We start from the raw sequence: 26,188 nt of genomic DNA, 5'->3' as shown, positions 1-26,188 counted from the left end.
TTTGAGACCTCGGACATCTAAGCGCGCGAATACAATCGAACGGAGCTCCGCATCATATATTTAGTTATATGCAATCCTTTTGTGACGCTTCGTTCCAAAGCGTGGAGCTCCTTCCACTCTATATGCTCTCAGAAAAGTTTCAATCCCGGCGTCGACCATCGCGGCGACAGAGGCCTCGGCTCTCGGTTCGAGACCAAGCGCCGTGTGAAGCGGTAGGTCCCCGCGGATAAGACTCAAAAAATGGCCTGCAGCCTCAGTTGCATCTGAGAACGTCAAAAGACCTCGGGCTTTGGCCTCTTCGAGCAGCGCTGCAACGCGCATCAATTCGTTTTTCGGCCCGCTGTCAAAAAAGAGCTGGCAAAGTTGGGGGAAGCGCGAGCGCTCACTGGATATCGCCTGAAAGAACGCCATAGACTCCGGCGTAATGTACACGTCGACAAATTGGCGGGCGAAGCTTCGAAGCGCCTCGACAAGGCCCATGTCGAGATCCGGCATCTGTAGACGGCTGGCGTTCAAGCGGCATTCCGCTTCGATCAAATGGGCAAACAAAGCTTCCTTACTCGGAAAGTAAGCGTAAAGCGTCGCTTTGGACACGCACGCGGATCGCGCGATCGCATCCATGCTCGTCTCAGCGAAACCCTGATCGAGGAATAATTTCCGGGCGGCCGCAATCACGGAACTTTCCTTCCGTCCCGCAACACGCGCCTCCGCCAATGTCTCCGGCGATGGACATTTCGTGGACCGATCGGCCAGCGCGGGCTGCGCTGCTTGAGTCGTCGAGGATGGGGCGCCGCCGACTTTTTTCGTTATCAAGTCGTGGCCTCCAGTGAGCACAGGCGCATTTTGAGCCTCAGCAATTCAGGTCGCGACAGACCCGGACATTTGGCGACGTCGTAAACGGCGAAGCGTCGTCTTCGCCTTGTTGCGAAAACATCCCAACTAAACCGCTTCGTTCATTTTAGCGTTGACAGCTATCTCATGGCAAGAATAAAACCAAACGGTTCAGTTTTATCTGGGTGCGAAATGGAATGGACGGCACAAATATCGCGGCCATTGATCGGTCCGCTTGCGCGGGATCCCCGTCCGATTTGCCCAGCGCAGCCCACTGCGCCACAGATCACGGCGCGCCAGGGACGCCAACCGACGTCGGGCGGATCGAAGGTTGGCGCCATGATTCTCGGACTGCTCCAGGCGGCGATTCTTTCCGGTTGCGCCGTCGGGCCCAACTTTATCGCGCCCGCGGCGCCCCAGGGTGCGGGCTACGCTGCGGGTAAGCCTGCGAATGTCACGCAATCGTCTCCCATCGCGGGAGGCGGCGCGCAAAGGCTCGTGCCTGGCCGCGACATTCCGGGCGAATGGTGGCGACTATTCCGCTCGAAGCAAATTTCGGCGCTTGTGGCCGAGGCGGTGACGAATCATCCCAACATCGCCGCCGCAGAAGCGGCGTTGCGCCAGGCCAGAGAAACCACGGAAGCCGATGCGGCGTCGTTCCTTCCGCAAGCCACGTTGGGCCAGACCGTCGCGCGCCAGCAGATGACAACGGCGCAATTCGGCAGTTTGGCGCAAAGCTCCTCATCGAGTGGGCCGAGGGCGCTGCTCTTCTCGCTCCATAATTCGAATGTCGCAGTGTCGTTCACGCCCGACGTTTTCGGCAAGACGATGCGTACGGTTGAGAGCGATTTCGCCGCAGCTGAATATCAGCGATTTCAACTTGAGGCGGCCTATCTGGCGCTGACCGCCAATGTGGTGACCGCGGCGATCGCCGATTCCTCCTATGCCTCGCAGATCAAGGTCACGCACGATCTCATCACCGCCTATCAGAAGCAACTCGACATATTGCAGAAGCGCTTCGAACTCGGGGCCGTGAGCGCAGCCGACGTGGTCTCGGAAAAGGCGCTCGTCGCTCAGGCGCAAGCGACGCTGCCGCCGCTCGAAAAGGCGCGCGCGCAGACGCGCAATCAGCTCATGGCCTATCTCGGCCGCTTTCCCAACGACGACAAGGGCGAAGCGATCGACATAGAGCATCTGCATTTGCCGCGCGATCTGCCGTTGAGCCTGTCGTCCAATCTGGTGCGTCAGCGTCCCGACGTGCTTTCGGCTGAGGCGAAATTGCATCAGGCGAGCGCCGATGTCGGAGTCGCCACCGCAAATATGCTGCCGCAGATTACGCTGACCGGCAATGGCGGTAGTCAGGCTTCGAATTTCTCGCAATTGTTCTTGCCGGAGACCTCGGTCTACAATCTTGCGGCGCAGCTGTCGGGACAAGCGTTCGACGCCGGCAGGTTGTTCCACCAGCGCGAGGCGAAGCTCGCCGCGCTGGAACAGGCTGAAGCGCAATATCGCGCGACGGTGATCAGCGCCTTTCAAAATGTCGCCGACGCGCTGCAGGCGATCAAGCACGATGCGGAAACGCTGCGTTCGCAGGTTGCGGCGGAAAAGGCCGCCGCCGAAAGCCTGAATATCTCGCAGGCTCAATATTCGGCGGGCTCGACCACCTATCCGACGGTGCTCAACGCCGCGCAGACGCTGCTCAACGCTCGGATCAATCGCGTCCAGGCGCAGGCGGCGCGCTTCTCCGATACCGCTGCGCTGATGCAGGCGCTCGGCGGCGGTTGGTGGAATCGTCTCGACGAGACTCCGGCGTCGCTACCCAAACCCACCGATCTCATTTCAACCCTGCCAATCGCGGCGGCCATACGCGCCGAGGCTGAGGAACGCTCCCGTGCCCGTTAATACGCTTTTACAAGACCGTCTCGGATCGATGTTCAAGCCAATGATGATCATGTTGGCGTGCGTGGCCCTCCTATTCGGAGGTCTTTACGGCTTCGTTAGTTTCCGCTCGATGATGATCGGGCGGTTCCTCGCCTCCATGGCCAATCCGCCACAAACCGTGTCGGTGACGACGGCAACCTATCGGGAATGGCGCCCGAAGCTATCGGCGATAGGCACGTTTCGCGCCGTCAATGGCGCGGACCTGGCGCTCGAAACCTCCGGCATTGTCGAGAAGATCCACTTCCAGTCAGGCCAGGACGTAAAGACGGGGCAAATTCTCCTTGAGTTACGCAAGGATACCGACAACGCCCGGCTTGAATCATTGAAAGCCGCCGCGGAACTCAACGCCATCAACCTGCGCCGCGACCAGGCGCAGTTGAAAATTCGCGCTGCGAGCCAGGCGACGGTCGACACGGACGTCGCCAATCTGAGAAGCGCGAACGCGCAAGTCGTGCAGCAGGAGGCGGTAATCGCGCAAAAGACCCTGCTCGCGCCTTTCGCGGGAAGGCTCGGCATCCGCCAGATTGATCTTGGTCAATATATCGGCGCCGGAACGGTGATTGTGACCTTGCAGGCGCTCGATCCGATCTTTCTCGACTTTGTGCTGCCTCAGCAGGACTTGAATGGCGTCTCGGTCGGACAAGCGATCGCCGCGACCGTCGACGCCTTTCCCGGCCAGACCTTCAAGGGCAAGATCGACGCGATCAGCTCCAAGGTGGATCTCGCGAGCCGCAACGTGCAGATTCGCGCGAGCCTCGCAAATGCCGAACGCAAGCTGCGGCCCGGCATGTTCGCGTCGATCGACATCGCGACCGGCAAGCCCCAGCGCCTCATCACGCTGCCGCAAACGGCGATCGTCTATGCGCCTTTCGGCAATTCGGTGTTCCTTGCGCAAAAAAGCGAGGAGGGCGCGGACAAGAAGGCGCCGCAAGGCTCCGGGCTCGTCGCGCATCAGGCTTTCGTTCGGCTAGGCGAGTCGCGCGGCGACGAAGTGTCGGTGCTCGAAGGCGTGTCAGAAGGCGCCACGGTCGTCACTGCCGGTCAGGTCAAGCTGCACAACGGCTCGCCGCTCGCCATTTCGCAAGCGCCGCCTCCACCGGTCGATGCCGATCCCAAGCCTGTGGATCAGTGAACGGAGATTCCGCAATATGCGTTTCACTGACATTTTCGTGCGCCGCCCCGTGCTCGCCAGCGTCGTGAGCCTTCTGATCCTCGTGCTTGGCCTGAGATCATTGGCGACTTTGCCCGTGCTGCAATATCCGCGCACGCAGAACGCCGTCGTCACGGTGATGACGTCCTATTTCGGCGCCGATCCGGCGACCGTCGCCGGTTTCGTCACGACGCCGCTGGAAAACGCCATCGCGCAGGCGAATGGCATCGACTATCTCACCTCGACCAGTCAGATCGGCGTGAGCACGATCACCGCCAATCTCCGGCTGAACTATGATTCCGGCAAGGCGTTGACCGAGATCAGCACCAAGGTCGATTCGGTGATCAACCAGTTGCCGCAGGCCGTGCAGCGCCCTGTCATCACAGTCAAGATCGGCCAAACGACCGACGCAATGTATCTTGGCTTCAACAGCGATATCCTCACGCCGAGCCAGGTGACGGATTATCTTATCCGCGTCGTGCAGCCGCGTCTGCAATCAGTGCCAGGCGTGCAGACGGCGGAGCTTATTGGCGGCAAGACCTTTGCGCTCCGAGCGTGGCTCGATCCGGTGAGGCTCGCCGCCTATGGTCTCACCGCCACCGAAGTGGCGGCGTCTCTCCAAGGCAACGACTATATTGCCGGCCTCGGCTCGACCAAGGGCCAATGGGTTCAGGTCAATCTTTCGGCGGCGACCTCGCTCCATTCGCTCGAGGAGTTTCGTAACCTCGTCGTCAAGCAGGCGAATGGCGCCAATGTGAAGCTGCGCGACGTCGCCAATGTCACGCTCGGCGCGGACGACTATGAATCCTCGGTGTCGTTCGACGGCAAGAAGGCGGTTTATATCGGCATACTGGTGGCGCCGAACGCGAATTTGCTCGATGTCGTCAAAGGCGTCAAAGACGCCTATCCGGATATTTTGAAAACGCTCCCCAAAGGCTTGAACAGCGAAATCGTCTACGATACGACGAATTTCGTGAACAGCTCCATCGATGAGGTGGTTCACACACTGATCGAAGCGGTCCTCATCGTCACCGCCGTCGTCTTCGTGTTCTTGGGATCATGGCGCTCGGTGCTGATCCCGATCATGGCGATACCGCTTTCGCTCATCGGCTCTCTGACGTTTCTCCTCGCATTCGGCTTCTCGATCAATCTGTTGACGCTGCTTGCGCTGGTGCTGGCGATCGGCCTCGTGGTCGACGACGCGATTATCGTCGTCGAAAACGTCAACCGCCATCTCGCCGAAGGCCTCACGCCCGTCAACGCCGCGTTGCTGGCGGCGCGCGAACTCGCCGGACCGATCATCGCCATGACGATAGTGCTGATCGCCGTCTATGTGCCGATCGGGTTCCAAGGCGGCCTCACCGGCGCGCTCTTCGTTGAATTCGCTTTCACTCTCGCGGCGGCGGTCACGGTGTCCGGCATTGTCGCGCTGACCCTGTCGCCGGTGAGCTGCGCATTGGCGCTCAAGCCCCCGATCCAAGGCGCGGAAACGCTTGAGTCCCGCATCATCGGTTTTATCGACGCGCGGATGGACGCCGTCCGTGACCGCTATCAGGTACTACTGGCGTCCTCGCTCAATTACGTCCCGGTGACGCTCGTCTTCGGCGGACTGGTTCTTGCGAGCATCTATTGGCTCTACACCAACGCTAAGAGCGAACTCGCGCCAAACGAGGACCAGGGCATTATTCTGGCGCAAGCGACGCCGGCGCCGAATGCGACTCTCCAGCAAAAGCTGTACTACGCTAATGAGGCGTATAAGATCATCGCCAAGCACCCAGAAACTGACAGCGTGTTTCAGATTAATTCGCCAGCTTCGAACCTGGCCGGCATGGTGCTCAAGCCGTCGGAGGAACGCAAAGTTGGGGCCGAGGACTTACAGCATATGCTCCAGCAGGAACTGAGCGCTGTTCCGGGCGTGCGCTTCGTCGCCTTCCAGCCGCCGCCGCTTCCTGGCTCCATGGGTTTGCCGATTCAATTCGTCTTCCAGAGCAGCGACCCTTTCGAGAAGATGAACGGCCTCTCCCGCGAGTTCTTGTCGAAAGCTCTGGCGACGGGAAAGTTCATGTTCCTCGACACCGATCTCAAGATTGATCAGCCGCAGTTGTCGCTGGTCATCGACCGCGAAAAGACAGCGCAACTCGGGTTGAGAATGATTGATGTCGGCGGCGCGCTCACCACCGCGCTGAGCGGCGGCTACACGCAATATTTCGGGCTGGCCGGCCGTTCCTACAAGGTCATTCCGCAGGTCGCCCAGCAGTTTCGGCTGAATCCGGATCAGATACTGAACTACTACATCAAGACGGCGAACGGCTCCTTGGTGCCGCTTTCGACCGTTGCCAAGCTCGAGACCACCATCGTTCCCGAGTCGCTCAACCATTTTCAGCAAATCAATTCGGTAACGATATCGGGTGTGGCCGCACCTGGCGTCATCGCCGGCGAGGCGCTCGACGCGTTGAGAGAGGCCGCGCGCCAGGTATTGCCTTCAACCTATACGATCGACTACGCGGGCCCCTCGAGGCAATTCGTGCAGGAGTCAGGCGGCTTCCTGGTGACCTTCGGTTTCGCGCTAATCATTATCTTCCTCGCGCTCGCGGCTCAGTTCGAGAGCTTTCGCGATCCGCTGATCATCCTTGTGTCCGTTCCTATGTCGATCGCCGGCGCGCTGGCGTTCATCCTGCTTGGCTTCGGCGGCGCGAGCATCAACATCTACACGCAAGTCGGTCTGGTGACGCTAATGGGGCTGATCAGCAAACATGGCATATTGATCGTCGAATTCGCCAACGAGCTTCGCCATGCCGGCGCGTCGAAACGCGAGGCGATTCTCAAGGCGACCGCCATTCGACTGCGCCCCATTCTGATGACCACCGCGGCGATGGTCCTTGGCGTAGTGCCGCTCATCCTGGCCAGCGGCGCAGGCGCGGCTTCACGGTACAATATGGGCCTTGTCATCGCCTCAGGCCTTTCCATCGGCACGCTCTTCACGCTGTTCGTTCTTCCCGCCGTCTACCTGGTGCTGGCGGCGGATCACTCGAAGACCGCGCAAGCTGACGCAGCGGAGCCTTCCGCGCTTGCTAAAGCTTCGTAATCGGCGACCATGAAGATGCAGCGCCGACGTAAACCGCCTCGCAGCCTTGTGACCGAAGAGCAGTCAGTCCGTCCCGCACGAAGCTAGACCCGATGCCCTCGCGCTGCCGGTCCGGCCTCACGGCCATAGGGGCCAGCGCAGCGGCCCTGACCGGTTGCGCCTCGCATTCGACGTCGAGCCGACTGAATAAGATGTGTCCGACGATCTCTCCGGCATCAAGCGCCATCCGTTCGACCAGCGCCAGGCCGCGATCTCGTAGCTGGCCGATGAGTTCGGCCTCAGCGTCGCCGCCAAACGCGGATCGGTTCAATGTGGAGATGATCGCGTGACGGGCTGACGTGGCTGTCGTGATGTGCATGGCGATTGCTTACCACATGGGACCGGCTAACGCCGTTGCGAATGGTCAAGACTCTTGCGCGTCGGTGTAGACCTCTGAATTTATGAGAGAAACCGCTATTTGTCGTCCCTTGCTACATGAAGTGAGACCGGGCGCCTTTCTGAAAGACGAACGAGGTGAATTGCCACGCTGTCTCGTTTTGAATTCCTTGGCACGGAGATGGAACGAAAGCAGCCTGAATCGCAGTCGCGGATTTCGCGGCTGTGATGTCTTGAAAATTCGTTGACGCCCTCGAAGCCTGACAGACCGACGCGTATCAGAACGCCAACCGCGAATAGTGAAGGGGCTGCGATGTTGCAAGGTGATGCGGAAGCAGGCATCAAAACGCAGGAGCGGGCAACGCGGATCGTCACGGCGTTTGTCGCCAATAATTCGGTGCCCGCGGCGGAACTCCCGGGCTTGATCGTCTCAACGCCCAGGTTCCCGCGCTTGTCCGCTCCGCCGGCGAGCGCGCCCAGACGCGCTTTTGGGAATTCTTCGTCGCCGATATCCGCAACCCGCGCGCCTGTGGCCGCGCGATCGGCGAATCCTTCGCCTGTTGTGAGCAACGCGGCTTGTCTTCCATCGTCGACACCGAGCCGCTGCAAGGGGCTTTTTTTTCGCTCGAAAGAAACGCGCGCGCCGGAAGCAAGACGGAAGGTTCGTCGAGGGGATCTTGATCAAGAGAAGCTTGGGCATGCCGATCAGGCAAGGGATAAATGATCCAATGAGATCCCGAATTGCTACAAGTGGAGAATTCAGGGCGACATTTCAAAGCCGGCGTGAAAGACGCCAGAACGCAGACGGTCGCCAAAGCTCGGAGAAATAGCGTGGCGCGTGTAAGAGGAGTGGCCATTGGCCGCGCCCGCTCAAACTCAATTCAATTTGAAAAACCGAAGTTTCTCCCAGACTCTATCCGGCAAGGTTGGCGTCGCCATGACTGGAGGAGGTCCATGGTCCAAATCAATTCACTCTTGGACTCCGTTCGAAAGATTGAGCCGCTCATTCGGGAAAATGCTGGCGTCGCCGAGCGCGATCGTAGATTATCGACGCCGGTGGTCAACGCGATGCGAGAGGCGGGTCTTTATCGTCTATGGCGACCGAAGGCGCTCGGCGGGCTCGAAGTCGACCCCATAACGGGTTTCCGCATCATCGAGAAACTGGCCCGCATCGACAGCGCGGCGAGCTGGAATCTGCAGGTATCCATCGCCCATGATCTCTTCGGGGCATGGTTCGGCGACACCGCCGCGCATGAAATATTCGGAGGCGACGCGGTTGCCGTCGGCGGTCAGCAGCCCGCGCGGCAAGCGGTTCCCGTTGAGGGAGGTTATTTGCTTTCGGGCAGAACGCCTTTCGTTAGCGGCGCGCATCAGGCGACCGTCTATCTCGGCTACGCCCACATCCTCGAGAACGGTAAGTTGCGCCCGGGTCCGGACGGCGCGCCGGAAACGCTCCTGATTGCCTGTCCCGCAGCGGACGCCGAAATCATCGACAATTGGAATGTCATCGGCATGCGCGGCACCGGGAGTCACGACGTGGAAATGAAAGACGCCTTCGTTCCCGCGCACTGGGCCGTCCCTTGGGCGCCGCTGCAAAAGCCGGGGAGCGCCTATGAGGGGCCGCTTTATCGTCTCACAGTATGGCCGGCGATTGCGGCCCTCACGCCGCCGGCGATTGGCATCGCCCGCGCCGCGATCGACGAGGCGATCGAGCTCATAAAGGCGAAAACCCCCGCCTTCGGCGGCAAGACGCTGAAGGATCAGGGCGTTGCTCAGTCGCAACTCGCACGCGCCGAAGCAAAGCTGCGTGGCGGTCGCGCCCTTTTCTACCAGACGTTCGAGGAGGCGTATGCGGAAGCCGTCGCCGGGCGCCCCATCCACATCGAGCTGAAGGCGAAGATGCAGCTCGCAATAACGCACGCCATGCTCGAAGCTGCGGCGGCCGTCGACATCGTCCATGAGATCGTCGGCGCGTCAGGCGTGCGCGACGAATACAGCTTCTCCCGGCATTTCCGCGACATTCACGTCATCACCCAGCACGGCTTCATCAACTCCGCCAAATTGCAGCCAGTGGGGCAGATAATGCTGGGGCTCGCACCCGATTGGCCGTTCTTTGCCTTCTAAATCGGCAGCATATCTGAGGATCGAGGCGGACGAGTTTAGCATCTGCTGGCGCACTGGCGACGGCGATTGCGGGCGGCGTGTTAGGGGGCGGCGCGGGCGCAGTTATCGGCTCGGTTCTAGCCAGCCTGGTTGGCGATCACCACGCACGCAATCAGCAAGAACAGCTCGACCACGGGATGTTATTGCTCTGGATGCGAACGTGGGACGGGGAAGACCAAAAACGGGCCGTCAGCATTCTCAAGAAGCATTCGGGGCCTGTCGTTCATGTGCACAACCGCGCCGAGCTGCCTCGATCGCGGCGACGTCGATTTTCATCATACCCATCATGGCGTCAAACGCGCGTTTTGCTTCGTCGCCGCCGGCGGCAATCGCCTCGGTCAGCACGCGCGGCGTGATTTGCCAGGAGACGCCCCATTTGTCCTTGCACCAGCCGCACGCATTTTCCTGCCCGCCATTGCCGACGATGGCGTTCCAATAGCGGTCGGTCTCCTGCTGATCGTCAGTGGCGACCTGGAACGAGAAGGCTTCGTTATGTTTGAATGCGGGCCCGCCATTGAGGCCGAGACAGGGGATGCCGGCGACGATGAACTCGACCGTCAGCACATCGCCCGCCTTGCCGGATGGGTAGTCGCTGGGCGCACGGTGGACGGCGATCACCCTGCTGTTCGGGAAAGTCTCGGCGTAGAAGTGGGCTGCAGCCGCGGCGTCCTTGTCGTACCACAGGCAGATCGTGTTCTTTGCAATTGTCATTGCTTATCCTTTCGCTTTTGAATCCGCCTTCGAGGCGGCCAATTTTAAGAACAGATGCTGGCGGTGACCCAATCAGGTCGAAGGGCCGCGAACACCGCCGCAGTTCCCGAGCCGTGGATCGGCGACACAAAGAAACACGCGGTTTTCTCCGCCTAGTCGATGAAAGCGGGGCAGCTTCTCACTATGGCGCTCATCGGCGGCTTCCTCCGGCTGGACAAGGTCCATAAAGGTTGATATCAACATACCTACGCCATGTCAAAGATGCTTCCCCTCGACGTCGTTCATGAGATCCGCGACTCCTGCCTTTGCCTCGCGACCCAGAGGGCCGCGCGCCAGCTTGCCCGGCGTTTCGACCGCGCCTTCGCGCCTGTCGGGCTCACGAACGGGCAGTTCTCGCTGATGATGGCGCTGAACGCCCCGCAGGCGCCGACAGTCGGCAAGCTTGCGGAATTTCTCGCCATGGACCGCACAACGCTGACGGCCGCGCTGAAATCGCTGGAGCGGCGAGGACTCGTCGCTGTCGTCGCCGACGAGAAGGACAAGCGCGCCCGCCGGCTCTCGCTCACGCAGGCCGGGCGGGAGGCGCTCGCGACGGCGGTCCCGATCTGGCGGGAGACGCATGCGGCGTTGCAGAAAGAGCTTGCGCAGGGGGACGCCGAGGCCCTGCGTATGTCGCTTGGAAAGCTCGGTTGACGCAGGGAAAGGCCACACCATGGGCGAGAACGTGAAATCGGTTCCGGAAGGCTTGCATACGCTCACGCCGCATATTGTCTGCGCGGGCGCCGCGGAGGCGATCGAATTTTACAAAAAAGCTTTCGGCGCGACGGAATTCATGCGCATGCCGGGGCCTGATGGAAAGCTGATGCACGCCAGCGTGAAGATCGGCGACTCGATGCTGATGCTCGTCGACGAAATGCCGCAATGGGGAGCGCTCGGGCCGAAGGCGCGCAACGGAACCTCCGTGACGATTCATCTTGCGGTAGCCAATGTCGACGAGGTCTTCGCACAGGCCGTCAGCGCCGGGGCGAAGATGAAAATGCCGGTTGCCGACATGTTCTGGGGCGACCGCTATGGAATCGTCGTCGATCCCTTCGGCCATGAGTGGTCGATCGCGACGCGCATCCGCAACATGACGCCGGACGAGATGGTCGCCGCCGGCCGCGAGGCCATGCAGAAAGGTTGCGCCGAGGCGGGAAAGGCCGCGGAGTGACAACTGTCCCCTCCCACCCACAACGGGCGGGAGGGGTGCAGGGACCACAGGCTCGTTGAGCTACGAGCCACCAGGCGATCGACAACCGCCCGAGTAGGGAAGGATCGCCGATGGTGTGCTGGGCTGCGGTCGGCCGCCGCCACCCGCGCTCGTCAAACCAAAGCGCCAGCGCCGGCCGTGCCGCCACACGATCGTCGGGAGATTACGCCGAGGCGGCGTCAATCATCGTAGTGGTGACCATGATGACCGCCGCCATGCCAGTCATAATGACTGGTATCGTGCCAATCGTAATGGTTGCCGTGCCAATCCCAGTGGCCGCTGGGATGATAGTCCCAATGTCCATGATGATGCTGGTGACCCCAGCCGCCATGACGGCCACCCCAGCCCCAACCCCAGCCGCCGTACTGGGCCATCGCCGCGGTTGGGAAAGATAAAGCTGTGGCTAGGGCCAAAACAAGCGATGCTCTTCGCAACATTAATCCCCCTTCGATCCCCCAGCAATTCCTTCCCATTGGGCCACGTAACGAGCGCTGAACAATACTCCCTCGTTGTCTCGCCAGTTCTCGCCCGCGCAATGACGTGCGCCCGAATTGGCGTGAAATGAAGGCACAAAGGACGGGCGACCATCGCGTGTGAATCGGCGTCCAACACTGACCCGACCTCCTTCTGTTATAAGAGGCTGAAATCAAATAATGTCTCGCCCCTAGCGCGGGGTCAGGATTGAACGCCGATCACTTTGTCTGAAAATCAGGAAAAGTCATGCCAGATCAGTCTGTAGGATCAAGTCTCCAAGGAGTCATTTTTGGGCGCCGATTCACAGACGAAGTCCTCGACATCAGCAAATTCCAGATGCGCGGACGCTTCGCGATGCGGCTAGCCGACTACAAGGACGAGGACGGCGCCGTCGCTCGGCTCGGAGGCGTGCGCGATGCGTTCAACTCGCCCTTCCGGCCGTTCGTTCTCGCCACCACGTCGGTCGGCCAGGAAGGGCTGGATTTCCATCCCTATTGTTATCGCGTCTATCACTGGAACCTGCCGGGCAACCCGGTGGACCTCGAACAGCGCGAAGGCCGCGTCCACCGCTTCAAGGGCCACGCCGTGCGCCTCAACCTGGCCGAGCGCCAGGCCGGCGTCGTCAGGGGCCGTGGGCAGGCGCCTGACGATCCGTGGAAGCTGATGTTCGAGCGCGCGCGATCCGAGGCGGCGGTCGATACAGATATCGTCCCGTACTGGATCTACGAGGGCTCCGTCCGGGTTGAACGACGCGTGCCGATGCTGCCTTTCAGCCGAGAGGTCACACGACTTGCTTGGCTCAAACGCAGCCTCACCGTCTATCGCTTGGCCTTCGGCCAGCCGCGGCAGGACGACCTAGTGGAATACCTGCAAACTCTCGCCGGCGCGGGTATGGACACCAGCCTGTTTGGCGATCTGCAAATCCAGCTCGAACCCCGAGCCCTTAATGACTCAAAACTGTAGTCACATCGAGACGGCTTATCGCTATAATAGCTATCTATATGCGAAGCCATCGGCGGCAAGAGCTCGCGCGACACGGGAAGTCTCGCCGGTGAGTGCTTTCGACGCCGTAATTCTTGACTACGCCGAAAATGCGGGTGTGCCACCGCCTGTGATCCCGTGTCCTGATCGACACGTCCGAAGGCGGATAAACGCCGTGCGCGTGTCACGGAACGAGGAAGTGGGAAAGTTAGAGTTCTGACTCGTTTGCCGTGACGGGTTGAGGACCGAGAGAAAGGCTCCCGGCTCCCGTCATGGAGAAATCCCATGACCCAGGTTGAAATTCTCGACGCCGCTCGCGGTCCCGAGGCCGGCTACAAAGTCGATGCGAGCCGCGGAGCGCGGATTGGCCGCGTTTCATCAGAATGGTTTTCACGCCCGGCAGATGAGCGCTATCTGTCGCTATCGGAGCTGTTCGCGGCCGTCCATGGCCGAACCGAACGCTGCCGGACACGGACGGTCGAGAGCGCCGCTATTCGTGTAGAAGCAAGCCGCGACGATTCCGAGCGGCTCGCGCTCACGCTCCCAGGGTCCGACGCGCCCGTCACGCCGACGCATTGGAGCTTCGGCCAGCTCGCGAGCCTCGTCGGCGCGCCGGCGACCTATTTGCGTCAGTTGCCGGCGTCGCTCGCCGGAATCAATCTGCAATATGGTCTAAACATGCATCGCGCCGAACAGGTCAAGACCCTGGAAATCGAAGAGGGTCGTGTTGAACTGCGGGCAGTCACTGGCCCCGAATATGGTCGAATTTACGATCATGAACTCGTATCCGCCGTCCAGCGCATCGCCGGCAATGGGACGGGTGACACGCGCTGGAAAGTGCCGGGCGTGCTCGACTGGTCGACCGGAATTTACAACCCTCATGTCGATATCACGCAAGACACGACAACGCTCTATGCCTCCGACCGTGACGTCTTCCTGTTTCTCGTCGACGATCGCAATCCGATCGAAGCCGGGTGGCTGCCAGACGGCTCGCCCGACCTCTTCTTTCGAGGGTTTTATTGCTGGAACTCCGAGGTCGGCGCCAAGACGCTCGGCATCGCCAGCTTCTATCTTCGCGCCGTTTGTCAGAACCGCAATCTCTGGGGCGTGGAGGATTTCGAAGAGATCACGATCCGCCATTCAAAATATGCCGCCTCGCGCTTCGCCCATGAGGCAGCGCCGGCGCTGACGCGCTTCGCCAATTCCTGGCCCCTGCCCTTCGTCAATGGCGTCAAGGCGGCGCGGGAGTGCATCGTCGCACGCAGCGACGACGACCGCACCGAGTTCCTGCGCAAGCGCGGCTTCTCGAAAGCCGAGACCGCGAAGATCATCGACACAGTGCTGACCGAGGAAGGGCGCAAGCCCGAAAGCGTCTTCGACTTCGTGCAGGGAATTACGGCGATCGCGCGGACCAAGAGCCACCAGGACGCAAGGCTTGATCTCGAGGCGAGGGCTAAAAAGCTCTTAGAGCGAGAGGCGTAGGTTTAGTCCGAAGGCCCGGTGGAGACCGCTGTGCTGTGAACGGTCGTCATCGCGTCCTCTTTTTTCCATGCTCGCCCGGCGTCGCCCTCAAAGTCAGAGGGTGGCGCTGCGCTTCGTGACGGGTTCGAGGCCGAGAGAGAGGCTCCCGGCCGCCCGTCGCGGAGTTGATCCCCATGACCAGGTCGGTTCAAAAAATCCAGCTCAGCGCCTCGCGCGACATTCCCTTCAACAAGCTCGTTCTGTCGCAGGCCAATGTCCGCAAGATCAAGGCGGGCGTCTCGATCGAAGAGCTCGCGGAGGACATCGCGCGCCGCACGCTTCTACAGAGCATCACCGTGCGGCCGGTGCTCGACGAAGGTGGCGCCGAGACCGGCATGTTCGAAGTCCCCGCGGGCGGGCGCCGCTACCGCGCGCTGGAACTGCTGATGAAGCAGAAGCGCCTGGCGCGCAACGCCCCCATCCCCTGCGTCGTGCGATTAGAGGGAACGGCCGAGGAGGACAGCCTGGCCGAGAACGTCCAACGCGCGCCTCTCCATCCGCTGGATCAGTTCCGCGCCTTCCTGACCCTTCGCGAGAAAGGGAGTAGCGAGGAAGAGATCGCCGCCGCCTTTTTTGTCAGCGTCGCTGTCGTCAAGCAGCGGCTGCGGCTCGCCTCCGTGTCGCCAATGCTTCTCGAAGTCTATGCCGAAGATGGCATGACGCTCGACCAGCTGATGGCTTTCACCGTCAATCCCGACCATGAGCGGCAGGAACAGGTCTGGGAGGCGATCCAGCGTTCCTACAATAAGGAACCTTATCAGATCCGCCGCCTGTCAATGGCGGGGACAAAATGTGCATGAAGGCGGGGTAAAAGTGTACCGGTCTGGTTTCGAGAAAAGGGCCGCACGGCCCTTGTAGTTTAGTTGACGCGGGCGTTGAGGCGCGCGGAGCGTAGCGCAGCGCGGTTCAACGCGCGCGACGGCGATCAGTTCGTCGTGTCGGCGCCTCCTTTGTCGATTGCGGGCGCGTCGGGGAGATCGCGGTTTCGCCGTTGCGCTTTCTTTGCGGTCGCCAGCCGATAGCTCTCGCCGTTCATTTCCAGAATGTGGACATGATGGGTGAGCCGGTCGAGCAATGCGCCGGTGAGACGCTCGGAGCCAAACACCGACGTCCATTCATCAAAGGGCAGATTGCTGGTCACCAGCGTCGCACCGCGTTCATAGCGCTGGCTGAAGACCTCGAAGAGCAGCTCTGAGCCGACCGCCGTGAACGGCACATAGCCCAGTTCGTCGACGATCAGCAGTTTGACGGTGTTGAGATGCTTTTGCAGCGCGCGCAGGCGGCGCTCGTCGCGCGCCTCCATCAGTTCATGCACAAGAGCCGCGGCGGTCGTGAACGCGACGCTGAACCCCTTCTGGCAGGCGGCGAGCCCCAGGGCGAGCGCGACGTGGGTCTTCCCCGTTCCGCTTGGCCCCAAGGGCGATGCAGTTCTGTCGCTTCTCGATCCATTCGCACCGCGCTAGCTCCAGCACGAGCGGCTTGTTGAGTGAAGGCTGGGCGGTAAAGTCAAATGTGTCGAGGCTTTTGACCTGCGTAAAGCGCGCCAGCCGGATGCGGCGCTCGACATTGCGCCGCTCGCGATCAATGCGCTCCAGTTCGCACAGGCGTAGCAGATAGCGCGGGTAATCGGCGCGGTCCTGCGCCGACTCCAGCGCCACCTTCTCATATTCGCGCGCGAAGGTGGGAAGCTTCAGCGCCTTGAGATGATTACCCAGCAGCACCTGCGGCGCGACGATCGTCTGCGAACCTGGCTCATGCGAGATGGTCATGCCGGCCCCCCCGCGTTCGAGTCCACTGACGCCCGCGATGACGCTCGCGCCGGCGACGAGCCCGAGATAGGCGCGCGGATCCGTCGCGCCGACCGTAGCCGCCGGCAGGTAGGGGTAGAATGTCAGATCGAGCCGCGCGGGCCGGTTCTCCAGCCTGGCCAGCAGCAGCATCTTCACTGCGTCAAAGCTGATCGCGCCAAGACGCAGCGCCTCCGCGACCGCCTGTTCGACCTGATGCTGATGAAAGTCCTCCATCAGCCGCAGCACCTGGATGAACTCGCGGCGCCCGCTATTCCCCATGCGCGCCTCCATCAGCCGCCGCAGACGATGCACGCAGTCGGCAAGCCGCCAGTCGTCGAGCGGCGCGGCCTGATCGAGCGCGCGGCTCTTGTGTTCGAGTAAAGCGAGATAATGCAGCGGGTTGTAGATGAACTCGGCCTTGCCGTAGCTGCGCGCATGCACGGCGATGGTCTCCCCGCCGCAGACAATCTCGACCCGATCGACATAGCCCTTGGCCAGCACCTCCCGATGGCCGAAGCGCATCGGGACCGAGTAATCGTTGTTGCGGTAGCGCACCAGCGCCATCGACGACACGCGCGTCGCGACCTTGTGACAGGCGTCATAGGGAGCCGGCGGCGCCGGCAGGAATGCCGCCATATCCGCCTGCATGCGTTCGCCGATCGGCGTCGACTGGCCGCGCAGGATCGCCCGCCGTCGTTTCGTGCAGGCGTCCAGGAACCTCGCGTTCAGCGCCTCGAAACTCTCCGCCACGGGCAGTGGCGTCATGAAGTTGCGCCGGACATAGCCGACAAGCCCCTCGACCTTGCCCTTGTCATTCCCCTTGCCGGGCCGGCCAAAGCGATCAGCAAAAAGGTAATGGCTCTGGAGTTCCGCAAACATTTGCGAACGCAGACGCTCTCCACCCTTCACGATCCTGGCGACCGCGAGACGCGTATTGTCGTAAAGAATGGACTGGGGGACGCCGCCAAAGAAGGCGAAGGCCGCGACATGGCCGTCGCAGAAGGCTTCCGCCGTCTCCGCCGGATAGGCCTTGACGAAGCAGCCGTCCGAATGCGGCAGGTCCATGCAAAAATAATGAAAGCGGACCTTCCTGCCGGCGATATAGGCGTCCGCCTCGCCAAAATCCGCCTGCGCATTCCCCGGTCGATGGCTGAGTGGAATAAACATCTCGCGCGACCGCAACTGCGCCTGCGCGACATATTCCCGGACGATCGTGTAACCGCCGGAAAACCCTTCTTCGTCCCGCAGCCGTTCGAATATCCGCTGTGCCGTATGACGCTGCTTGGCGTGAACAAGCCGATCATCCGCCAGGACCTTGTCGATCCAGGCCATATACGGCCCCAGCTTCTTCGAGATCGGCCGCTCCCGACGCCGATACCCCGGCGGAACCGAATATTGAAGCATCTTCGTGATCGTATTGCGGTGCACGCCGAAGCGCCTGGCCGCTTCCCGCCGGCTCAGCCCTTCCGCCATCACCGCGCGTCTCACCCGGGCATAGAGTTCCACTGTGAACATCCTTTCGGCCTCTCCATGCCAGTCGATGACATCGAGTTCGGCCTATCAGGACCGGTACACTTTTGCGCCGCCGTCAAAGCAGCCCCCAAAGCCGGTTCAGTGGTACACTTTGCCGCCGCTGTTCATAACGTCGATCGAAATCACGAGATAAGTGACGACGAAGCTGTCGCGGCATCCGAGAACGCAGCAGCCGAAGTCATGGGCGTCATTTCGGTCGGAGCCGATCGAATTCGGAAGCGAACACGTCGCGTTGGCGCTCACGTCGTCCCACAGCGGATTCGCCTGTGTCGGGGCCAGAACGGCCGAAACAAAAAGCCAGCACGCCAAAGCGCAGACGACGTGCGCTCCTTTGAAAAAATTGAACAAGACGAAGTGCATAGCGTTCGAAGGATATGCCGCGTGCCGGAAATTGCAATCGATTTGGAGCGCTGTTTTGGTAACAAGCCGACGAAATTCGTTACGATTCGGGATCTTCAAAAATGCGGATCCGACTCAGCGCAGGCGTATATTTTCGTGCGCAATTTTAACTTGAGCCGCGGCGGCCGCCGCCGCTGGAAATTGTCGCGCCGATTTAATGCAGGCGGCGTAAAATCGCTTTGCAGGTCGGTCAATCTTGACTTGAGAATATCCAAATCCACGCGAAAAGGCTCCTAAATTGGTTCTTCTCCACTTGTTCTTGCAGCGACCGTCTTGTGCGTCGATGATCACATCCCCCAAAACCACCCGCTGCGCCCGATCGACGCCGAGATCCTCGCGCAATCCCGAGTTTATCCTCCGTATCTTTCTGAGCGGATTGATGTTGGGGACGAGGAAATCGAAAGAGATTGGCGATTGCGTCGTGGAGGGAGAGAAATCTCTGCGCCCGCCGAGCGGATTTGAAACGCCTCATGAGCCGCTCTTGCCGCGTTGTGGCGCATGGGGACGCATCGCGCCCGCGAAATCGCGCGGCGCGCGATGTTCGAGTTTTGACAGGCCGGTCGAAGGCGGCCGCGATCTACGCGCCAACAGAATCCTCAGCGTCCAGTTCCGGAGATGAAAATGAGCCAATCCATTCAGGATTCGACTTTGCACGATCGACATACCGCATCCGACGGTAGCGCCGTAGCGGCGAGGCCGACGCGGAGCGAGCGAAAGAGAGCCGAGAGCGCGCCGGTCTATCGGTTGGCCTCAACGATTCATAAATGGGGAGGTCTGATCGGAGCCGTTTGGCTCGCCGTGCTCGGCCTTACCGGGTTCTTCCTCAACAATAACGGATTGAGGGTCCTGCAGCAGGCGACGGCGCCGCGATGGCTGACGTCGGAGCAGCTCTACCAGAACGCCGGCCGCTACGTCGTGCACCTTCTCCAGATCGATCCTAATGACGCCGCGAAGCAAATCGGCGGAGGGCCGCGCGGCCTGTGGCGGTCTTCCGACGGCGGCATGACATGGTCGCAAACGAACTTCGAAGGCGGCGCAACGCCGCAGATCTTCGCAATCGAACCCGACCCGGCCCTTGGTTGGGGCCGGCTATGGATCGCTTCTGACAAGGGGCTATACGTCTCGTCGAACAAGGGAGAGACGGCGCGGGCCGCCGGTCTCGCCGGTGAGAGGGTAACCGCACTGGTGCAAGGCGCGTCGTCCGCTGAAATGTACGGAGTGGTCGACAAGTCGAAAGTCGTCCGCTTTGATCCCGATATGGCGACGAATGTCGAAACGCTCGAGCTGGCGCCCTTGCCCGAAGAGGCGCGTCAGATGGAGGTTCGCCTGCACAGCTTCGTGCGTTCGCTGCATTTTGGGCATGGTCTTTTCGACGTGGCGACCTCCCGGCTCATCAACGATACCGGTGGCCTCGCCATGTGCATTCTCGCCCTGACCGGCCTTCTCCACTGGGGGTTCGGGAAGTGGTGGCGTATTCGGGCCGCGGCCGGCGCGCGTAGCGTCTCGCCCGAGGCCAAAAGAAGTATCCTTGCCTGGCTCTATCGCACCCCGCCGCGACGACAGGCATTCTGATTTCACCGGTTCTCCTTTACATGGCGCTTACCGGCGTCATCATTGATCACGACAGTGAGTTGGGCGGCTGGCTCCGGAGCGTCGTCACGCCAAGAGCGATGCTGACACCGGCGTTCGATCTCGCCTCATGGGACGAAATGATCGATGCGCTGATCGGCTATCCCGGCGCGCCAGGCGTTTTCTCGGTCGGCAATGTGCACGGCATGTTCACGACCGCGGACGGCGGCAAGAACTGGGCGCGCGAAGCGTGTGAATCTGCGTCCAACACTGACCCGACCTCCTTCTGTTATAAGAGGCTGAAATCAAATAACGTCTCGCCCCTAGCGGGGGGTCACGATTGAACGCCGATCACTTTGTCTGAAAATCAGGAAAAGTCGTGCTAGATTAGTCCGTTGGGTCAAGTCTCCAAGCGGTCATTTTTGGACGCCGATTCACAGCCATTGTCCTCGCACCACGCCATCGCCTCCGGCCGGGCGTAATGGCCATCGCCGCGGAAAGTGACGTGAGTCTTGGTCCAGCGCTTGCGGACATGCCGCACAAGACGCCGCAGATGCGCGCGCACTTCGATGCCGGACGGCGTCTTGCCCGGTCGCAGGACGACCGCGACCGGACGGCTGCGTTCGGTGTCGTAGACATGGATCGGCAGGAAGCAGCGTTCGTCATAATGCGCGTTGAACAGCGACAGTTGTTGATGGCCATGTACGACATCGCAGGTGTCGTCGATGTCCAGAATGACGGACGCAGGCTCGCGTTCGTAAGACGCCATCCACTGATCGAGGAGCGCATAGGTCAGGCGGATCGCATCCTTTAGGGAAGGCGCGTTCTCCAGCCGCGACAGCGTCGGCTGCGAACAAAGATCGGCGCCGGTCTCGGGCAATCTTCCGCAAGCAAGCTTGAACGCGGGATCGACATGCAGGCTGTCGAGATCGTCGGCGTCTTCGTAGCCGCAGGCGATGGCGAAGGCACGCGCGCGGATCATGTCAGCGAGCGTATGCGTGATCCGGGACGGATCGCGCCGATCCGGAAAGACGCCGGCAAGCCTATCGGCGATCCCCAGACGACGTTCGGCCAGCGCCAGCAACATGACGCCGCTATCGGACGTGAGGCGGCCTCCGTCGAAATCGGCTGTGACTTTCTTGCGAGCCACTGCTGGAAACGAGAACGGCAGAATCGTAGTGTCGGTCATGGCGGGCGTGGCTGGCGCGGAATGCGCGTGAGGTTGGCTTAGACGCCCGAATCCTACGCTGTATCAAGGCGCTATGCTACGCTTGCCAGCCTCGAAACACTCACGTCACGAATAAGAGCGGCTAGCTGGAGGCCTTGTCTTGGCCAGCAAACTCCTTCGCCAAAAAATCGAGGAAACCTCTGACCGCCGGCAACAAACCTCTGCGCGACGGAAAGACCGCGTGAATGATCCCGGCTCGGGGTCGCCACTGCGGGAGGACTTCGACGAGGGCTCCGGCCGCAAGGTCGTCATCGACGACGAAGTCCGGCAATTGCGCGATGCCGATCCCTTGGAGCGCCGCGGACCGCATCTGCACGAAGTCGTCGGTGATCAGCCGTGGATGCTGCGTCACAAGCGCCGAGTCGCCGTCGGGCCCTTCCAGCCACCATTGATGTGGTCGTTGAGGCGGACCGAAATCGATGCTCGGTAAGTCAGCAAGATCGGCGGGTGTTCGCGGCAGTGGGTTTCCGTCGAAGATTGCAGGGCTGGCGACCAGATGCTGCGGGCTCCCGGCCAAAACGCGCATGACGAGATCGCTTTCGTCTAGTGGCGGAAAACGCACGCGGATGGCGATGTCGAATCCTTCGGCGATAACGTCGACACGGCGGCTCGTGCTTTCGAGATGCACCAGCACCTGAGGATGGCGCGCCATAAAGCGCGCAACGATGTCGGCGACCTTGAAGCACACCAGGCCCGGCGGGCAGCTTAAGCGCACCATGCCCTGCGGCTCGGCGCGCGAGCGGTCGATTGCGTCCTGGGCGGCGTTGGCCTCGACCAGCATCGCGACGCAGTGGCGGTAATATTCCTGGCCGATTTCAGTGACGGCGAAGCTTCGCGTCGATCGGTGGATCAGACGCACGCCAAGGCGCTCCTCCAACACGAGGATGCGGCGGCTAAGTCGCGATTTCGGTGCGCCCAGAGCGCGGGCGGCCGGCGCGAAGCCGCCGTGATCGACGACTTGCACGAAAAAATAGAGGTCATTGAGGTCGCGCATAGGGGCATTGTCCACAAAATAGGACGGTGAGGTCAATTTTTGCCTTCTACTGATCCCGTCGTTCCGTTGGCACATTCACGCCAACGCGGCCCTATGCGCCGTCTTTCAGGAATGAAACCCATGAGAAGCATCCTCGGTGTCTATTCGGCGTCCCGCCCGCACTGGGTCGGCGACGGCTTTCCCGTCCGCTCGCTGTTCTCGCCGCAGACCCTCGGGAATCACATCAGCCCGTTTCTGATGCTCGACTACGCCGGTCCTCACGTCTTCGCTCCGGCGAACCGCCCGCGCGGCGTGGGAGAGCATCCGCATCGGGGCTTCGAGACAGTGACTATCGTTTACTCGGGCGAGGTCGAACATCGCGACTCGACAGGCGCCGGGGGCGTCATCGGTCCCAGCGACGTGCAATGGATGACCGCCGCCGCCGGCGTTATGCACGACGAGTTCCACTCGCGCGCCTTCACCGAGAAGGGCGGCGTGCTGGAAATGGTTCAGCTATGGGTCAATCTGCCCGCCAGCGACAAAATGGCGGCGCCGGCCTATCAGGCCATTCTCGACAAGGATATCCCTTCCGTCGCGCTGCCGGAGCGCGCAGGCGTGGTGCGCGTCATCGCGGGCGAATATGACGGCCACAAGGGGCCGGCCCGGACCTTCACGCCGCTAGATGTCTGGGACGTTCGACTGAAAGCGGGCGGCGGCGCGGCGTTCATCTTGCCCGAAGACCACACGCTTGCGGTTGTCGTGCTCGCGGGAACGGTCGAGTGCAACGGCGGGCAGATCGCGCGGGATGCGCAGGTTGTCCTGTTCGATCGCACGGGCGGGGCGATCACACTGGCGGCCGGCGGCGACGCCAAACTGTTGGTCCTCTCCGGCGCGCCAATAAGCGAGCCAGTCGCGGCCTACGGTCCCTTTGTGATGAATACGCAGGAAGAAATCAGGCAAGCGATCGCCGATTTCAGCGACGGGCGATTTGGCCAAATGCCGGCGTAGCGTTGGCGGCGGGCCTTCCCGCCTAGCGTTATCCCCTCGGCGCGACATCCTCACGCGCCGAGGCTCGAAAAAGACAACGAGCAAAGCAGGAGAGTTTCGATGACCAGCGAAGCCATACGCAACCCCGTTCAGGATCATCTGTTGACGCCACAAAACGCGGCCTTTGTCATCATCGACTACCAGCCGGTGCAGGTGAACTCCATCGCCTCGATGGACCGACAACTCCTCGTCAGCAACATCGTCGGCGCGTGCAAGGCGGCCATCACTTATGGGCTGCCGATCGTGCATTCGACGGTGAACATCAAGACGGGGTTGAACAGCCCGCCAATTCCGCAGGTTCGCGCGGCGCTGGCCAATGTCCCCACGATCGATCGCACCTCGATCAATTCCTGGGAGGATGTGGAGTTTCGTCGAGCGGTCGAAAAGGCGGGGCGCAAGAAGCTGATCATGACGGCGCTGTGGACGGAAGCCTGCCTGACGTTTCCCGCGCTCGACGCGCTCAAGGCCGGCTATGAGGTCTATGTCGTGGTCGACGCCGTCGGCGGAACGTCGGTTGCGGCTCACGAAGTGGCGCTGCGCCGCATCGAACAGGCTGGCGGCGTTCTCATCAGCGTGGCGCAACTCTTTTGCGAGTTGCAGCGGGACTGGGCGCGCAAAGAGACTGTTCCGGCCTTCATCAATCTGTTCATCGAAACGGGCGGAACGGCTGGGTTGCAGTTCGCCAATGACAAGGATTAGTGTCCGTCCTGAAAGATGTTGAATCGAATGAATCTGTTGTGATGGATGGGAGGCGGTCTGATTCGTAGGAGGCCGTCGATGTGGACGAAGGCAAACCGGGCGAAATACAATCGCGACAGGTTACGTTATCCGAGTGATGTGACGGACGAGGAGTGGGGGCATGTGGCGCCGCTTATTCCTCCGGCCAAGCGTGGCGGGCGCAAGCGTGAAGTGGACATGCGGGCGGTGTTCAACGCCATCATGTATGTGCTGAGCACGGGATGCCAATGGCGGTACATTCCCAAGGATTTTCCCCCGAAGAGCACAGTGTATCGTTATTTTTGCGATTGGGCCTGGTGCGGCGTTCTGGATCGCATGCACGACGCGCTCTACGTCATGTGTCGCGAACGAGCGGAACGAGAGGCGAGCCCCACCGCGGCGATCATCGATAGTCAGAGCGTGAAGAGCGCGGAAAAAGGGGGGCGCGCATTGATCCGCATGGCTATGACGCCGGCAAAAAGATCAAAGGCAAGAAACGCCACGTACTCGTCGATACGCAAGGTTTGTTGATGGGCGCCGTCGTTCACGGCGCCGACATTCAGGACCGAGACGGCGGCGTCTTGCTGCTTTCGACGTTGCATGGGCGGTTTCCCTTTCTTGAAAAGCTGTTGGCTGACAGCGCCTATCAGGGACCGATCTTCGCCGACGCAACGGGCAAAATCCTACCGTGTCTCAAAATCGAGATTATAAAACGATCCGATCAGGCGAAGGGCTTCGTGAAATTGCCCATGCGCTGGATCGTCGAAAGATCAATCGCCTGGCTAAACCGCTGTAGAAGACTGGCCAAGGATTGGGAAAACCTCAATATCACAGCGCTCGTGTTCCTGCGTTTCGCGTCGATTCGGCTCATGCTACGAAAGCTCTGCAATTGTTGACTAACTTCTGGGACGGACTCTTAGGCTGGCCCGATTACGGCGGGCAATCTCTTCCAGCTCACGACATAATACAAGGAGGCACAATCGTCATGACTTGCATATCAAGAGCCTTCAGCAGGGCGCTGTTGGCCGTTCTGCTATTCTTCAGCGTCAAAGGAGCCGTTGCGGCCGAGACCACATTGCCCACGCTCTCGCCCGAAGAGACCTACGCGCTGGCGCGCGACGCCTATCTCTTCGCCTATCCGATCGTGAGCATGGACGTCACGATGCGCCAGGCGACCAACGTGCCCGACGCAACCACGGTCAATCTCCGCGCGCCCGTCAATCAGTTCGCCCATGCGCGCGCCTATCCCAAGGCCGATGAGAAAGACGTGGTGCGGTATAATTTCGATACGCTCTACTCCATGGCCTGGCTCGATCTGTCATCCGAACCGCTCATTCTTTCCGTCCCCGATACGCAAGGCCGTTACTACCTGCTGCCGATGCTCGACATGTGGACCGATGTCTTCTCCGTAATCGGGAGCCGAACGACCGGCACGAAGGCGGCGAACTACGTGATCGTTGCGCCCGGTTGGAGCGGAACCCTGCCGGCCGGCGTCGAAAAGATCATCGCGCCGACGCCGGCGATATGGATCATTGGCCGCACCAAGACGGATGGGCCAGCCGATTACGACAACGTCCACGAGGTTCAGGACGGCTACCGGCTGACGCCGCTCTCGCAGTGGGGCAAGGCCTATGCGCCGCCGAAGTCGCTCCCGACCGATCCGTCGATCGACGACAAGACACCGCCGCTCGTTCAGGTCAATAATCTCGACGGCGTCGCCATGCTGACCCGCCTCGCGCAGCTCCTGGCGAAGCACCCGCCACATGGCAATGATTATCCGATCCTCTTCCGCCTGCATGCGCTCGGGATCGAGCCCGGCAAGCCGTTCGACGCGTCGACGCTCGCCCCGGAAACGGTTGCGATCATCAACAAGGCGGCGAAGGACGCGCTCGCCTATCTGCCTGCGGCGATGCTGAAGGCCGGCGATCATGTGAACGGCTGGAATATTGGCCGCGAGAATATGGGGACATATGGCACGTCCTATCTGCGACGCGCAATCATCGCGATTGGCGGGCTCGGCGCCAATCTGCCCGAGGACGCCATCTATCCGACCTCTTTCGTCGATGGGAAAAGCAAGCCGCTGACGGGCGCGCACAAATATGTCCTGCACTTCGACAAGGGCAAGACGCCGCCTGCGGACGCCTTCTGGTCAATCACCATGTATGACAAGGACGGTTTCCAGGTTCCCAATCCGATCGATCGCTACGCCATCGGCAGCTACGACAAGCTAGAATACAACACTGACGGCTCGATAGACATCTATGTGCAAGCCGATTCGCCCGGCAAGGGCAAGGAAGCCAACTGGCTGCCTGCGCCGAAGGCGGCTTTCCAGCCGACAATGCGCCTGTACTCGCCGCGTGCGGAAGCGCTCGACGGTTCCTGGGCGCCGCCGCCCTTCAAGATCGTCAAGTAGCAGCGCTTCGCGCGGACAAGTCTCGGCACTTGGTCCGT

At 61.1% G+C, this 26,188-nt stretch carries 22 protein-coding genes and 3 pseudogenes; 16 read left to right on the top strand and 9 right to left on the bottom strand.

What is annotated here, in order from left to right:
* Nucleotides 1-60: 60 nt before the first annotated feature.
* Complete coding sequence (locus MET49242_RS03325; protein WP_244430670.1) at nucleotides 61-675, bottom strand: TetR/AcrR family transcriptional regulator; 615 nt, start codon at nucleotides 673-675, stop codon at nucleotides 61-63.
* 495 nt (nucleotides 676-1,170) lie between these two features.
* Here MET49242_RS03325 and MET49242_RS03320 point away from each other — a divergent pair, with 495 nt between their 5' ends.
* From MET49242_RS03320 to MET49242_RS03310, 3 genes are read left to right on the top strand one after another with little or no spacing between them, the layout of a single operon-like run.
* Nucleotides 1,171-2,733, top strand: coding sequence for an efflux transporter outer membrane subunit (locus MET49242_RS03320; protein WP_036286715.1), 1,563 nt, complete (start codon nucleotides 1,171-1,173; stop codon nucleotides 2,731-2,733).
* 28 nt (nucleotides 2,734-2,761) lie between these two features.
* Complete coding sequence (locus tag MET49242_RS03315; RefSeq protein ID WP_192815568.1) at nucleotides 2,762-3,904, top strand: efflux RND transporter periplasmic adaptor subunit; 1,143 nt, start codon at nucleotides 2,762-2,764, stop codon at nucleotides 3,902-3,904.
* A 16-nt stretch (nucleotides 3,905-3,920) separates the two neighbouring features.
* On the top strand, nucleotides 3,921-7,007 hold the full coding sequence (locus tag MET49242_RS03310; RefSeq protein WP_036280660.1) for an efflux RND transporter permease subunit: 3,087 nt from the start codon (nucleotides 3,921-3,923) through the stop codon (nucleotides 7,005-7,007).
* Here the strand turns inward: MET49242_RS03310 and MET49242_RS03305 are convergent.
* Both MET49242_RS03305 and MET49242_RS25415 read right to left on the bottom strand, forming a co-directional pair.
* Nucleotides 6,994-7,365 (bottom strand): GNAT family N-acetyltransferase, encoded by a 372-nt coding sequence (locus MET49242_RS03305; protein WP_051133968.1) that lies wholly within the window; start codon nucleotides 7,363-7,365, stop codon nucleotides 6,994-6,996. The two genes, MET49242_RS03310 and MET49242_RS03305, sit on opposite strands and share 14 nt — an antisense overlap.
* A gap of 95 nt (nucleotides 7,366-7,460) precedes the next feature.
* The gene (locus MET49242_RS25415) at nucleotides 7,461-7,991 is read right to left on the bottom strand and encodes a hypothetical protein (RefSeq protein ID WP_036280658.1); all 531 of its coding nucleotides are present in this window, start codon (nucleotides 7,989-7,991) and stop codon (nucleotides 7,461-7,463) included.
* Nucleotides 7,992-8,336: 345 nt separating this feature from the next.
* Here MET49242_RS25415 and MET49242_RS03295 point away from each other — a divergent pair, with 345 nt between their 5' ends.
* On the top strand, nucleotides 8,337-9,506 hold the full coding sequence (locus MET49242_RS03295) for an acyl-CoA dehydrogenase family protein (protein ID WP_036280656.1): 1,170 nt from the start codon (nucleotides 8,337-8,339) through the stop codon (nucleotides 9,504-9,506).
* A gap of 237 nt (nucleotides 9,507-9,743) precedes the next feature.
* Here the strand turns inward: MET49242_RS03295 and MET49242_RS03290 are convergent, their stop codons facing one another.
* Entirely contained in the window at nucleotides 9,744-10,250 is a 507-nt protein-coding gene (locus tag MET49242_RS03290; RefSeq protein ID WP_051134441.1) for a VOC family protein, read from the bottom strand.
* A gap of 258 nt (nucleotides 10,251-10,508) precedes the next feature.
* On the opposite strand from MET49242_RS03290, the gene MET49242_RS03285 reads away from it, so the two are divergent.
* From MET49242_RS03285 to MET49242_RS03265, 5 genes and pseudogenes are all read left to right on the top strand, one after another.
* The gene (locus MET49242_RS03285) at nucleotides 10,509-10,949 is read left to right on the top strand and encodes a MarR family winged helix-turn-helix transcriptional regulator (RefSeq protein ID WP_036280654.1); all 441 of its coding nucleotides are present in this window, start codon (nucleotides 10,509-10,511) and stop codon (nucleotides 10,947-10,949) included.
* A 19-nt stretch (nucleotides 10,950-10,968) separates the two neighbouring features.
* Nucleotides 10,969-11,466 carry a VOC family protein gene (locus tag MET49242_RS03280; protein WP_036280652.1) on the top strand — a complete coding sequence of 166 codons (498 nt, stop codon included), beginning with the start codon at nucleotides 10,969-10,971 and terminating at the stop codon, nucleotides 11,464-11,466.
* Nucleotides 11,467-12,225: 759 nt separating this feature from the next.
* Entirely contained in the window at nucleotides 12,226-12,942 is a 717-nt protein-coding gene (locus tag MET49242_RS23115; RefSeq protein WP_202804151.1) for a helicase-related protein, read from the top strand.
* A 303-nt stretch (nucleotides 12,943-13,245) separates the two neighbouring features.
* Nucleotides 13,246-14,442: a hypothetical protein gene (locus MET49242_RS03270; RefSeq protein WP_036280648.1), complete on the top strand. Its 1,197-nt coding sequence runs from the start codon at nucleotides 13,246-13,248 to the stop codon at nucleotides 14,440-14,442.
* A gap of 173 nt (nucleotides 14,443-14,615) precedes the next feature.
* A pseudogene (locus tag MET49242_RS03265) lies at nucleotides 14,616-15,266 on the top strand (ParB/RepB/Spo0J family partition protein); the annotation flags it as partial.
* A 140-nt stretch (nucleotides 15,267-15,406) separates the two neighbouring features.
* Here the strand turns inward: MET49242_RS03265 and MET49242_RS26330 are convergent.
* From MET49242_RS26330 to istA, 3 genes and pseudogenes are all read right to left on the bottom strand, one after another.
* Complete coding sequence (locus tag MET49242_RS26330) at nucleotides 15,407-15,898, bottom strand: ATP-binding protein (RefSeq protein WP_256378572.1); 492 nt, start codon at nucleotides 15,896-15,898, stop codon at nucleotides 15,407-15,409.
* Nucleotides 15,789-16,250, bottom strand: coding sequence for an ATP-binding protein (locus tag MET49242_RS26325; protein ID WP_256378610.1), 462 nt, complete (start codon nucleotides 16,248-16,250; stop codon nucleotides 15,789-15,791). Before MET49242_RS26325 ends, MET49242_RS26330 begins: the two co-directional genes overlap by 110 nt.
* 51 nt (nucleotides 16,251-16,301) lie before the next feature.
* Nucleotides 16,302-17,786: pseudogene (gene istA / locus MET49242_RS03255) on the bottom strand (IS21 family transposase); the annotation flags it as partial.
* 15 nt (nucleotides 17,787-17,801) lie between these two features.
* On the opposite strand from istA, the gene MET49242_RS24690 reads away from it, so the two are divergent.
* The 3 genes from MET49242_RS24690 to MET49242_RS03235 all read left to right on the top strand — a co-directional run bounded on the left by MET49242_RS24690 (nucleotide 17,802) and on the right by MET49242_RS03235 (nucleotide 20,116).
* Nucleotides 17,802-18,440 (top strand): hypothetical protein, encoded by a 639-nt coding sequence (locus tag MET49242_RS24690; RefSeq protein ID WP_144259446.1) that lies wholly within the window; start codon nucleotides 17,802-17,804, stop codon nucleotides 18,438-18,440.
* Between the two features lie 384 nt (nucleotides 18,441-18,824).
* The gene (locus tag MET49242_RS03240; protein ID WP_158497241.1) at nucleotides 18,825-19,775 is read left to right on the top strand and encodes a PepSY domain-containing protein; all 951 of its coding nucleotides are present in this window, start codon (nucleotides 18,825-18,827) and stop codon (nucleotides 19,773-19,775) included.
* A gap of 20 nt (nucleotides 19,776-19,795) precedes the next feature.
* Nucleotides 19,796-20,116, top strand: a complete 321-nt coding sequence (locus tag MET49242_RS03235) for a hypothetical protein (RefSeq protein WP_036280638.1) — start codon at nucleotides 19,796-19,798, stop codon at nucleotides 20,114-20,116.
* Between the two features lie 89 nt (nucleotides 20,117-20,205).
* On the opposite strand, the pseudogene MET49242_RS03230 reads toward MET49242_RS03235, so the two are convergent.
* A pseudogene (locus MET49242_RS03230) lies at nucleotides 20,206-20,961 on the bottom strand (IS1380 family transposase); the annotation flags it as partial.
* A gap of 121 nt (nucleotides 20,962-21,082) precedes the next feature.
* On the bottom strand, nucleotides 21,083-21,994 hold the full coding sequence (locus MET49242_RS03225; protein ID WP_036280636.1) for a LysR substrate-binding domain-containing protein: 912 nt from the start codon (nucleotides 21,992-21,994) through the stop codon (nucleotides 21,083-21,085).
* A 120-nt stretch (nucleotides 21,995-22,114) separates the two neighbouring features.
* On the opposite strand from MET49242_RS03225, the gene MET49242_RS03220 reads away from it, so the two are divergent.
* The 4 genes from MET49242_RS03220 to MET49242_RS03200 all read left to right on the top strand — a co-directional run bounded on the left by MET49242_RS03220 (nucleotide 22,115) and on the right by MET49242_RS03200 (nucleotide 26,150).
* Nucleotides 22,115-22,981 carry a pirin family protein gene (locus MET49242_RS03220; RefSeq protein WP_036280634.1) on the top strand — a complete coding sequence of 289 codons (867 nt, stop codon included), beginning with the start codon at nucleotides 22,115-22,117 and terminating at the stop codon, nucleotides 22,979-22,981.
* Nucleotides 22,982-23,080: 99 nt separating this feature from the next.
* Nucleotides 23,081-23,719, top strand: a complete 639-nt coding sequence (locus MET49242_RS03215; RefSeq protein WP_036280632.1) for a hydrolase — start codon at nucleotides 23,081-23,083, stop codon at nucleotides 23,717-23,719.
* Between the two features lie 78 nt (nucleotides 23,720-23,797).
* Nucleotides 23,798-24,633, top strand: a protein-coding gene (locus MET49242_RS23885) for an IS5 family transposase (protein WP_144259444.1) whose coding sequence is annotated in 2 segments (ribosomal slippage) — nucleotides 23,798-24,182 and nucleotides 24,182-24,633 — 837 coding nt in all. Because the reading frame shifts where the segments join, the coding sequence is not laid out codon by codon here.
* An 89-nt stretch (nucleotides 24,634-24,722) separates the two neighbouring features.
* Nucleotides 24,723-26,150 carry a DUF1254 domain-containing protein gene (locus MET49242_RS03200; protein ID WP_084678858.1) on the top strand — a complete coding sequence of 476 codons (1,428 nt, stop codon included), beginning with the start codon at nucleotides 24,723-24,725 and terminating at the stop codon, nucleotides 26,148-26,150.
* Nucleotides 26,151-26,188: the final 38 nt, after the last annotated feature.

The organism is Methylocystis sp. ATCC 49242 (assembly GCF_000188155.2).
Lineage (GTDB): Bacteria > Pseudomonadota > Alphaproteobacteria > Rhizobiales > Beijerinckiaceae > Methylocystis.
Note: the sequence above shows the minus strand (reverse complement) of the source record. Positions and strands in the feature narration are given on the sequence as shown.